The sequence below is a fragment of the Bartonella queenslandensis genome, assembly GCF_018155095.1.
In the GTDB taxonomy this organism is placed as follows: domain Bacteria; phylum Pseudomonadota; class Alphaproteobacteria; order Rhizobiales; family Rhizobiaceae; genus Bartonella; species Bartonella queenslandensis_B.
In genome coordinates this window covers 37,997-50,180 of sequence record NZ_NAAI01000009.1, presented here as the reverse complement: position 1 = coordinate 50,180, position 12,184 = coordinate 37,997, and the positions used below count along the sequence as shown (strand labels likewise).

The window sequence follows — 12,184 nt, the reverse complement described above, 5'->3', positions numbered from 1 at the left end:
TTTATCAAGTGGTTAGATTAAGTGGTGGGAGAATGAATTTTGTTTCAATACCCTCTCTTTTCTTGGCGCAAACCACCTTTGTCATGATTGGGCCAAGACGCTAGATTCAATGTGAAAAATTACGTTTGTTTAGCTGGCAAAAGCTACTGCTTTGGGGCCGGCAGTTTTGCGAGGACGAAAATCTGTTTCTCTTTGTTGCGTGGAGGTCGTTGCTCCTTCATGCGTTACTGTTGAAGTTTCAGGGCGTTGCGCAGACTGTGAGACGCTTTGTTTTTGATGCAAGACTTGCGCTCTTTCAGATGCTTCATTGCGTTCTTGTTTTATCTGCTGAGTTTGTAAAAGGCTCTCTCTTACTTGTGCTACAGCTGTTGCATAATTATCAGTAGCATCAATGAGGTGAGAAAGCCCTGATTCAGCATGTCTGCGTGCTTGATTTTTGAAGCCACAAAAGTTGCGACCAGCGTATTTGTTGAAAGACTTAGGATTTCCGGCAAGTTGTTGTGCGAGCTGTTCTATCGTTTCAGGGTTTTGGAAAAGCTCTTCTATTTGTGATTGCAAAATGTTTTCGTTGCCAAAAACAACTTTACACCAATATTGGATTTGGGCATGGTGTCTTCTGACTTTTGAATGCTGGTGAATTTGGGTAGAAATTTCTTCCTCTGAAAGGCTTTCTTTTTCACGGTGATCTGGTTTTTTCAGAAGTTCAGCGACGGCGGCCTTTCCCATGAGACGTTCATAGTTTTTGAGTTCTTGCTCTGGAGATTGTAATAGGCTCTCTCTTGCCTGTTTGACAGCTTCTGTATAACCATCAACGGTGACACATAGGGCGGAAAAACTCTCTTCTGCTTGTTTACGCGTTCGATTTTTGAAGCCCAACACACTGGTGCCGGAAAGTTTCGCAAGACTTTCAGGATGGGCTGTCATGCGCCATGAGAGTTCCTCTCCTGCTGCGGGATTTCTTTGAATTTCTTGCATTTTTTCTTGCAAAATATTGGAGTTGCCATAGGCACTTGCGGATAAACGTTGGATTTCTTCTTGATATGTTCGAACCAATGAATTGTGTGGAAGAAATTGAATAATTTCTTCTTCTGAGAGGCTTCTCGTTGCCCTTTGTAAGGCAACTTGTGAAGCAACGGTTGCGCGTGTTGTTTCAGCTTCTTGCGGTCTTTTTGTTGAGCCGCTTCTTGTGAGAGGTGTTGTTGGATTCGTCATTCTAACGGATGGCTGTGCAACTTCCTCCATAAAAGTTTCTTCTCTTAAAAGAGATTGTCTTTCCTCACTTTCTTCCAGTATTGTTGACAGTCTTTTGTTTTTTGAAGGCGCTTCTTTAGGGTGTGGAGCTTCCCCTGAGACCTCTGCCGCCGCTTTGTCATAGAGTTCTATAAGTTCTTGTATTGAAGAGGATGGAAAAGGGTGAGGGTGATCTTTTTTCATGCATGTTTCCTTTCAAAAATTGTTTTAGAAAACCTCTTTGGGGCGCTCTTGCCTTTTATACTTTGATCACTTTGAGACAAAGGAAGATATCGAACTGAATGAGCTCCAAAGATCTGCGCTATTCACAATGAGTTTAATGGATCTTTGTGTCTTTTATACAGTTTTTTTATGAAATCTTATCAATAAGTTATTATCAATGACAGAGTCCATTTTTAGGACTATTTTTTGTAACATTCTAAAACAATTTTTGGCGCAATCGCGATAAAACGATTTGCGCCAAAAAACTCTATAAAAAAAGATTACATGAAAAACAAAAATTATCTGTTTTTATATTTATGCCCCCTTACATGGCATAAGCCATACCTTTTTCTCCGTGTCTTTGTTGTCGTGGGCTGTGCTCTGGACTATTTTGTCCTCTTTCGTGATGATGATGATGGCCCCTTTCAGCATCTCGAGAATGTTCTTGATGGCGTTTTTGTTCCGCCATAGGGGTTCGCGATAGCCTCTCCGTTGCGTCGTGTACAGCCTTTGTATAATCATCAATGGCCTTAATGAGTGGCCCAAAACCGTCTTCAGCTGCTTTGCGTGTTTGACTTTTCATGCCGAGTGTGGAGCGGCCTGCGAGCTTATGCATAAATTCAGGATTTTCAGCAAGTTGATCTGAAAGATCTTTTCCTTTACTGGGATCTTTAAGTATGTCTTGCAAGCGTTCTTGGAAAATCTTGTCATTGCCATAAACAACTGTACCCCAATGCATGACTTCTTCTGCACGTGCTTGAACCTGTGGATTTTTTAAAAGCATTGCACTCTTTTGATCAGCTGTGAGGGAAGGTGAAGATGATCTCCCTCTTTGTTGTGGAGCAACCTCTGTGTAATCGGTTTCAGGATCTTCTCTTCTTTGAGCATGGCGTCCCCCTCTTGAAAGAGGATCAACGCTGCTAACCGATGCATAGATCAAGTCTTGTTCAGGTCTTTTGGGAGCAACCTCTGTGTAGTCAGTTTCAGGATCTTCTCTTCTTTGAGCATGGCGTCCCCCTCTTGAAAGAGGGTCAACGCTGCTAACGGTTGCATATATCAGCTCTTCTCCTTGGTTTTGGGTACGCTGGTTTCCTCTTTTGGGTTTATTAACTTGTGCATAGAGGGGCTCTTGGCTCTGGGTTTCTGAGTGTGGGTGACTTTTTTTCATGGCTGTTTCCTTTCAATATTTTTAGAAAACCTCTTTGGTGCATTCCCCACTTTTAGTCTTGATAACCTTTATATAAAGGAAGATATCCAACCGAATGACCTCCAAAGATTTCGCGCTATTTATCTTACTATATAATGGACATTTATGTCTTTTATACAGCTTTTTTATGAAATCTTATCAATAAGTTATAATAAATTAGCGGATCCATTTTTATGACTATTTTTTGTAACACTCTGAAACACCTCTTGGTGCAACCACAGCAACACGATTTGCACCAAGAGATTCTATGACAAAGAGATTACATAAAGACAAAAACGATCTGTTTTTATGTTTATGCCCCCTTACATGGTAAAAGCCATTCCTTTATTCTCCTCATGTCTTTGTCGTTGAGGGCTGCGTTCTGGACTATCTGGGCTGCGTTCTCTTGCGTGATGATGGTGGTGGTGGTGACGGCGGCGATACCTGTATTCTGGATCTCTTTCTGGACTTTCGTGTCTTTGATCTCTTTGCTGCTCACGTGTAAACTGTTTATGGAGCTTTTTTGTTTTATCTATATGCCTCTCAAGAGCTGAGCAAAGAGGAGAAAAACCCTCTTCAGCAGCTTTGCGATCGGGGCTTTTTATACCGAGCATTTGACGACCAGCAAGCTTACCAGCACTTTCAGGATGTTCTGCAAGGTCCCATAGGATATTTTCCGCATTTTTAGGATCGTCAAGAATTTTAGCAAGTGATTTATTTAAGGCATGTTCATTACCATAAACAGTTTTGCACCACGCTTGGACTTCTGTTACACTACCTTGAAAGCCTTCATCTTTTAATAACCTTGTCGTAACGACATCTTTTGGGCTTCTGGGAGGAGGGGTTGTTGCTCTACTAACACCTTCGTAAAGGGGATTTTCCATTTGTTGGGAATCGCGCCCACCTTCAGCGCCTATGCCAACAGTTGCATAGACAGATTCTAGTGGTTTTTGGGGAGAGCGTCCATTTGGACCAAAGTCAGGCTCTGCATAGGTATGTTCTGGTTGTTGAGAGGGGCGCAGATCTTGAGAGCTTCCGCTCGGTGAGTCATAGAGGGGGTTTTCACGGTGTTGGAACTCTGTTTCACCTGTTGAGAGATTAACGACTTCATAGGGACTTGCAAGTTTTTTAGCACGCCGCCCATTACTCGGTGTCCCACCAGGTCTGTCATAGGGATTTCCGATTGGTTTTTGGGGGGCATAGGCAGTTTCTTGTAGTGGATTTTGGGGGGGATAGATGCTTTCTGCTTGTTGTTGGCGGGGCGTATCATAGTCGCTAGGGGATTGACTTCTAGCATTTGCTTGTATTTCTTCTGGACTTGGTATGCGCGGACCTCCTCTCCTGTGTGGTTTATTAACTTTTGCGTAGAGATCTTCTAATGGTTTTTGGGGATCGCGCCCACCTTCAGCACCCCCACCTTCGACGCTCATACCAGAACCAGCAGTTGCATAGACAGATTCTACAGGTTTTTGGGGAGAACGTCCATTTTCACTAAAATCAAGCTCTGCATAGAGATGCTCTTCTGGTCTTTGGGGATCGCGCCCACCTTCAGCGCCCATGCCAACAGTTGCATAGACAGATTCTACAGGTTTATGGGGAGAGCGTCCATTTGGACCAAAGTCAAGCTCTGCATAGAGATGTTCTGGTTGTTGAGAGGGGCGCAGATCTTGAGAGCTTCCGCTCGGTGAGTCATAGAGGGGGTTTATTCGCTGTTCGAACTCTGTTTCACCCGTTGCCAGATCAACGACGGCATAGGGATCTGCGAGCTTTTTAGCACGCCGCCCATTACTCGGTGTCCCACCAGGTCTGTCATAGGGATTGCCGATTGGTCTTTGGGGGGCATAGGCAGTTTCTTGTAGTGGATTTTGGGGGGCATAGGTGCTGTCTGCGTGTTGTTGAGGAGGGGGCGTATCATAGTCGCTAGGGGAATGGCTTCTAGCATTTGCTTGTATTCCTTCTGGGCTTGGTGTGCGCGGACCTCCTCTTGTACGTGGTTTATTAACTTTTGCGTAGAGAGCCTCTGTGTTCTGGGGGGTTGGTTGTGGGTGGTTTTTTTTCATGGCTGTTTCCTTTCAATATCTTAGAAAACCTCTTTGGAACATTCCCCACTTTTTTAATATCTTTTAAGACAAAAGAAGAATATCAAACTGAATGCCCCAAAGATTTCGCGCTATTCACGTTAATGTGTAATGGAGATTTATGTCTTTTATAAAGTTTTTTTGTGAAATTTTATCAATGAGTTATAATAAATTAAAGGATCTATTTTTAGGACTATTTTTTGTAATATTCTAAAACAATTCGTGTGGCAATGGAGATTAAATGATTGAGACCAAGAGTTCTGTTGGAAAGCAAAAGTTGGTACGTTTTTAGCCTGTAAGAGCCAGCGATGAGGAACGACTAACTTTCAAGCTGCGGGCTTGACATTGTGCTTTTTGGGTATTCTTTACAGCCTGTGCAATTTCTTTTGCTTTGCTTTCTGATGTACCAAGAAGGCACGCCAGTCTTGTATGATCTTTTTCGTGTATGGCTTTATGCTCTTCTGAGGAGAAACGATTTTTTAGTTGGCGTGAAAAGGTATGGAGTTCTTGTCGTAGTGCTGGAGAATGCAATAAAGCTTCCCTTTGTTGTTCTTCTGGTAAGGCAAAAAGGTTTTGTAAATTTTTTCCAGGTTTGTCGACAGAGTGGCTTAAGCGATTTTGTTCTCTTTGGTGTTGTTCTAGAATTGTATCTTTTGTTTGTTGGGTTATTGCGCCATAATTTTTAAGGGCTTGGCTGAGTTGTGGAACAGTTTGTTCCGCGTTCTTGCGATTTGAACTTTTCATGCCAAGTATTTTATGCCCAGCAAATTTAGAAATTAATTGAGGGCTTTGGAGAGTTTCATCGGCAAACTGATTTCCTAAGTTTGGAGCGACCGTTATGATGTCCAGTTTTGTCTTTAAGGCGTGGGCGTTACCATAAACAATCTTTGATAAATGCTCGATTTCTTTTCGGCTTTCTTCGACATAAGAATCATTTGAAATCTTTTCGAATAACGCTTCATGGGGAAGAGGGGCTAAGGTTTCTTTTGGGATTAATGTTTCTTTTAAATTTTGAATGTTGGTTTTTTGAAAGCGGAGGCGATCGCCATTGCGTAATGTTTTGATCTGTTCTGGGGAAAGATCATCTTTGTGCCCGACGACGAAAGCTCCCCCTACTTCCATGACAAACCCTTCTGCTGAAACGCCTCGAAAGATGCCTTCATAGGTTACATCTTCTTTTGCTGCAACAACAATACGATTGTTAATTTCATTCAGTCCAGCTTCTCTCATTTGGGAGATGAATTCTTTTAGAATAACGGATTTTTGTGGATGGGTAATATCTTCAAAAAGATCTTTCATCGGTTGGGAATTGCCATATTGCATGGCTTCAATACAAGCTGTTGTCATGCGTCCTTTTGTGATGAAAGAAAAGTCAACGGGATGTCCTGCTGCTTGTCCAAGTTTTTCCATAAACATTCGATTGACACGCCCATTGCCTTTTCTAAAAGGGTGTGCGTGTTCGAGTGCCATAAAAACGTCAGCGGCATTTTCAGCAAACTCTTGGCGCGATAAGCCTTTTAAATTGTTCTTCTGGTTCAGTGTTTTTTCGAGTTGTTTGAGTTCTCTTTTTATCTGTGGACCGATAGCAAAAGGAGCTTCATAACCTTTAGGACGCATCGCTGGCATGCGGGCAGTGGTACCATCTTCAAATGTAAAGGATGTATCGCGGGTGCAGCCTGCCCATTCAAACGTTTTGTGAAAGAGGCTCCAGTGGATTAAGGCTAGATAAGTGACATCAAATTTTTGTGGGGGTGGTTCATGGCGAAAATTGACGGCTTCTTTAGAGACGTCATGGGCACAGCGTTCATAAAGTTTTTTAGGATCTTTGATGCCATATTTATTTTTGAGTGTTGTGGTTCCTTTATATAAATAATTTTGCTCTAACATATAAGCTCTCCTTAAAGGATAGGGTGATGATTGATGCGCGTTTTAAACGCTGCATGTTGGTATATTGAAAATTCCCCTTCGCGCATTCTTTTGAAATTTTAAGTGTTATGAGAGAAAGTACTTTTCTCTTAAGTGTATGGATGATTGTAGCAACCCTTTTGTAAGGATTTTGAAAGGCTTTTAGTGTGAGAGATACATAATGTTTTGTTGCGATTGTTTTCATGCCTATTCCTTTTTTCATTTATTTTAGCTTCTCTGATGTTTTCTTTTATTTATTATTCTGTTGTGCGGTAAAATATTGGTACTTAAGATGTTGCTATGAATCCCGTGAGGGGAGAAATGGATTTTCTATAAATCAACTCTGGGTGAAGTCTTTATCCTTTGAGGTGGGGGGAAGGGGAGACTAAAAAGAAAAATATTGCTTAAGATTTTCGTTGTTTTGCCTTTAACAAAGTTTTTTGCAAAAGCACTTTGATGAAGGGCGTGGATATGGCGGAGAGGATTGCTCTTGATTATCAGATGGCTTGGGGATTTTTCATACATAGTGTTTAGATTGGGAAGTCTATCGATGAAAGCAGTGATCAAGATTTTTCTCCATTATGTTTTTATCTGTCTGCATTTAAAACAAAACGTTTTTTATTTTATGCTGTTCCTTTTAATTATATTGCGCTTCTTTAAGATCTATAAGAGGGAAAACTTTTCTTTGAGCGAGGAAAAAAGTTGTTTTTTCAATGCTTGGTTGTTAAAATAGAACACATGGTGATATCGTAAAGGGGAAAAACCTTGTGTAAGAATGTTTTATTCATTTTGGTGTATATTTTAGATGTTTTTTGGGGGAAACCAGTGTTTGTTGTGAGGGTATTTTAAGAGTTTCTTGTCTCAAAGGAAAATCTTTTATCTATGATATTCTTTAATGGAGGCGTATCCTTTACGCAAAACAGAACACTATTATGTTGCATTCTTACAGGATTGTTTTAAAGAGACGTCTTTTAACACACTTATTTGGCGACGCTGCTCCTGAATGGTATAATGGCACAGCTCCCATAAAGTGTATAAAATCTATTAAGCGCCCCCATTTTTATGCTTCATAAAGAAGCTGGTACCATCACACAGTTTGGGCTAGCGCTAAAATATTGCTGACAAACCCTTGGACTTTAAGGTGGTTTATGAAAAGGTATGCCTTTACTTGTACAGCCCCACTTCACCTAGGGACCCCGCTTGTGACATGCGAGTGATAGGGTTTCAGTCAACGTGGAGCAGATTTTAAATGAGAAAATCTCACACTATCCCGTCTCTCATTCAACGCAAAAATATGAGTGATTATTATAAATCAATGTATTTTCTAAATGATATATGAGAATCCTTTGTAGGAATGTGTTTTTTTTCTGAAAATATTGGTGTCGCTATTGGTTGGGTATATGGGCATTTTTATAGAGACTTTTTAAATGTTCTGGTTGTTGGTAAAGCGATGCACAAAATATAAAAGGAAAATGTAAAAGGAAAAATTACGGATTTTTTGATCCTGTTTTTTGTATGTAGACATTTTTTTCGTTCATAGGCTTTTAAAAAACAGGGCTATATGCCTTTTTGTGGTTATTTTTTGTTAATATCTCATCATGGAGATTAGTTTTTCTTCTGTGGGGCAAAACGGTTTTTTGCAGCAGCGGCTAACATTTCTTTTCTTCTGAAATAGACGGCACGGCCACATCGCAAAGGAGGTTGTCCTTGCATAAGAATAATTTGTTCATCTTGACGCATTTCTTGAATAACCTCGTGGGGTAAAATGAGCGCTCTTTGTTGGTAATTGATGTTGTAAGAACTCTTCCCTAAAGATAAACCTCTTGATTTGTTCACTCCGGTGACTTCAACGGTCATTTGACCACAGCGTTCTGAAATTTCTTTAGCTGTTTGGAGGTCTTTAATGGCCGCATAACTGACAAAGGAGCAACTTTCAAACCATGAACGTGCCCCTGATTCTCCAAAGTGATTGACCAACTGACCCGTGGATTGATAAAAGAGCATCAAGGATGTGCCGTATTTACGTCCACGATCACGGGCTTCTTCTAAAATATTCATATAACCTAGAAGATCAACTTCATCCAAGACAAATAAAACACGCTTTTTATAGTTACCGTCTGCTGTAACCATGGCATTGAGAAAGGCACCAATAATTACACGTCCTATCGCTGGATAGCTGTTTAAAATGCTTGCAGGGAGATTGAGAAAAACATCTATATTACCATTGGCAATATCTGAGGAGGAAAAGTCATCACCGCAGACAAGATCTGCGTAATTAGACAAAGAAAGCCATTGAGTGTCTTTTGAGGCAGTTGTATAGACTCCTGAAAAAGTTTGTTCTGCCATTTCTGTAAAAATCCCCACCATTTCACGAATAAAAGGAGAAGGTGTTGTTTCTTGAATCATGCGTAATTGATTGATAATAGCTGTTTCTGATTGAGAGAGAATTCCACGCAATGTTTTTAAGTTGCGCTCATAGTCTTCATATTCATCAGAAAATATCACATGAGCAAGAAGAGCTGTTAAAAGATTATGGGCTTGTGTCGAGAAATATTCCGCTGAAGAATTGTCTGATTTTTTATCGGTGAGAAGCAATTTGGAAAAGCTCACAATATTTGCTTCACGTTGTGTGCGGGGTACGCTGTCGTCTAAAAGCCAATCAATGACATTAAAACTTTTTGTTAAAAGTGAATTAGGATCCAGAACAATAACATTTCTATTGCCCATCTTTTGACGGGCAAATTTGACGATTGGAGCAACTTCTGTTGAGGGATCAAGACAAATAATAGATCCTGGATAGGTTAAACAAGTAGGAACCACTGTACTTGTGGTTTTATAACCACCAGAACCGGCAAAAAAAATCATATGGGTTGAACCAAAATCAAGATTAAAGGTTAGCAAAGGTGCTGTTCCACCTTTACCCCATGTTGTTTTATTGCCAGGTGCAAAGGGAATTTTGCATACATTATCTTGATCAACACGGTATCTTTCCCCCACAACAATTTGCCCATTGGCAGGAAAAATTTTTGCTGCCTCTCTTAAATCCATCCATGCTGCTCCCCCAAAAACCTCTTTTTTGGCACGCTTAACCTTATTTTTAGGGGGAGAGGTTGTGATGAATTGAATGAGGGAAAAAAAAGTACCAATGATGATGCCAAAGACAACCATAGGATCCATGAATTGAAGCGCATAGCTCCACGTTATGCCTTGTTGGCCAACATAGGGACTTAAGCGTTTTATTTCACCCACAACATAGTAAAGAGCAACGGTTCCAAAAAAAACAACGGAAACAAACGTGATGACTCTACGCAGGTGTAGTTTTTGTGAGAGACTATACAACAATAAAACAGCAGCCGTTAGTGCTAAGACTAATAAAGGCTCTGAACGAAGAGTCCAATAAATTTGATCACTCTTTAGTCCATTTGTTATAAACGACAAAAAATGAGGGACAAGGAATATCGTTAAAGCCCCTAAAACGATTGGGACTAAAATAAGAACCATTTGTGCCTTGGTATACTTCATTGTATTTTACTTTCAATTCTCTTTAGAATTTGCTGTGAAATGCTCTTTTTTCAAGGGTGTAATACTCTCTTTTGAAAAGGCGCAGATAACTCTACTCGTTTTCGTTTATGCGCCCTTTTCATGAAAGAGGAAGGTTTCATCCATTCCTAGCTGGCCATAGAGAGCACATTTGAGCGAATGACTGCGCGCGTGCAGATTTGCTGGTGTACTTCTTGGGCTTGCTTAACAGTTTGTGCAATTTTCGTGGCTTTATTTTCTGATACACCAATGCTTTGAGCCAATGTTTCATACTCATTATTTTTGACAGCTTTATGTTCAGTTGCTGAGAGACGGCTATTGATGTTTTTGACAAGATTGCTCAGCTCTTTTTGAAGTCCAAGATTTTTTGCTAAAGATTCTTGCTGTAATTCTTTGGGCAAGGTGAAGAGATCTTGCAAGTTTTTACTTGGCATTTCTACTGTTGTTGCACGGCGTTTTTGTTCTGTTGCATGTTCTTGCGTAATTCCCTTCTCCGCATGTTTTACTGCATGCGTGAAATTTGCGATTGCCGTACAGAGCATATCAATATGATTTTTAGCGTTTGCACGTGCTTGATTTTGGAGTCCAAATAAACTGAAACCGGCAAGATGAGCAACAGAGTTCGGTGTCTTTTCAATTTGATTGGCGAGCTGTTGGCCTAAGGCTGGATTTTTAATAATCTCTACCATCTTTTTGTCTAATGTTTTTGAGCTACCATAAACAATTTTTGCTAACTTTTGAATTTGGTTTCGAGCGGTGTGGACACCGGCATCTTCTGCAATCATTTCGGCTTTGTCATTTTTTGTCAAAGGGGCTAATTTTTCTTCAGGAATGAGAATGTTTTTTAACTCTCGTGTTTGTGGAACGGTGAAGGTAAATTTATCACCAGGTTTTAATGTTTTGAGTTGTTCTGGTGTGAGCTGCTCTTTACTGCCGATGATGTAAGCGCCTTTCACATTGAAGGCAAAGCTATCATGACCAGCCCCCCTATAGGTGCCTGTGTAAGTTTCACCTTCCTTGGTGACCATAACAGGGCGATCATTCACATTGCGTCCGAGTTCTTTCATATGGCTCATGAACTCTTTTAAAAGATGAATTTTTTCTGGATTGGAGATATCTTCAAACAGATGCTGCATCGGTTTTAGATCATCGTTTTCTGCTACTGCGACACTGGCGAGCATCATGCGTTCTTTTGTAACAAGTGAAAAATCAAGCTGATGCCCTGCGGCTTGAGCAAGCTTTTCAAAAAATGCTCGTTGTGTCCGTCCATTGCCTACTCTAAAAGGATGGAGTTGGTTAAGAGAATTAAATAAGCTTATGGCTTCAGAGTTAAATTCTTGGCGTGTTAAGCCTTGCAAATTATTCTTTTCGCTAAGCGTTTGATCTAATTTTTGTAAACCTTCTTGGACTTCATCACCGATTGCAAAAGGATTGTCCCATCCTGTTCTTTTCATTTCGGGCATGGCGGCTGTGGTGCCATCTTCAAATGTAAAGGGGAGATGGCGCAGATGTCCAGCCCATTCAAAGGTATTTTTAAACAACTGATGATGAATAGAGCATAGATAGGAACTACCAAATTTTTCTGGGAGAGGGGCTTCACGCAGATTGATCATTGCTTGAGCTGAATCATGTGAGCATTTATCCAGAAAGGATTTTAAGTCTTTTATGCCATATTTATTTTTGAGCGTTGTGGTGTTTGGATAGACATAATGATAAGGAGAAATTGTTTCGATATTTTTGGTTTTTGCTTTTGCTTTTGGCATTGTTACCTCCTTATAATTTTACGTTGTGCATTAGAGTGTTAAATTCCTCGAGTGAAATGTTCCCCTTTGCGTATTCCTCTAGAATTTGTAATGTTTTGGAGTGAAGCGTTATGTCCTCTATTGCATGGGTGCTGATAACGGCATCAACAGCTTGGCGGCGGCGTTTTAATTCTTCTGCTGTCATCGATAAAAGATTGCCTCTATTTTCTATTGTTTTGATTTTCATGCATTTTTCCTTTTATGACCAATCGTTGCTTTAA

The 12,184-nt window shown here is 40.4% G+C and carries 7 protein-coding genes; all 7 read right to left on the bottom strand.

Annotated features, from left to right (window positions below):
• Window positions 1–129: 129 nt before the first annotated feature.
• Complete coding sequence (locus B5V81_RS06825; RefSeq protein ID WP_212112800.1) at window positions 130–1,434, bottom strand: BID domain-containing T4SS effector; 1,305 nt, start codon at window positions 1,432–1,434, stop codon at window positions 130–132.
• A gap of 343 nt (window positions 1,435–1,777) precedes the next feature.
• Entirely contained in the window at window positions 1,778–2,620 is an 843-nt protein-coding gene (locus B5V81_RS06820) for a BID domain-containing T4SS effector (protein WP_212112799.1), read from the bottom strand.
• 341 nt (window positions 2,621–2,961) lie between these two features.
• Window positions 2,962–4,698 (bottom strand): BID domain-containing T4SS effector, encoded by a 1,737-nt coding sequence (locus B5V81_RS08925; protein ID WP_244979429.1) that lies wholly within the window; start codon window positions 4,696–4,698, stop codon window positions 2,962–2,964.
• 306 nt (window positions 4,699–5,004) lie between these two features.
• Entirely contained in the window at window positions 5,005–6,603 is a 1,599-nt protein-coding gene (locus tag B5V81_RS06810) for a BID domain-containing T4SS effector (RefSeq protein ID WP_212112798.1), read from the bottom strand.
• Window positions 6,604–8,226: 1,623 nt separating this feature from the next.
• Entirely contained in the window at window positions 8,227–10,143 is a 1,917-nt protein-coding gene (gene traG, locus B5V81_RS06805) for a Ti-type conjugative transfer system protein TraG (RefSeq protein ID WP_212112797.1), read from the bottom strand.
• 146 nt (window positions 10,144–10,289) lie between these two features.
• Complete coding sequence (locus B5V81_RS06800; RefSeq protein ID WP_212112796.1) at window positions 10,290–11,924, bottom strand: BID domain-containing T4SS effector; 1,635 nt, start codon at window positions 11,922–11,924, stop codon at window positions 10,290–10,292.
• Between the two features lie 10 nt (window positions 11,925–11,934).
• Window positions 11,935–12,150, bottom strand: a complete 216-nt coding sequence (locus B5V81_RS06795) for an antitoxin VbhA family protein (protein ID WP_212112795.1) — start codon at window positions 12,148–12,150, stop codon at window positions 11,935–11,937.
• Window positions 12,151–12,184: the final 34 nt, after the last annotated feature.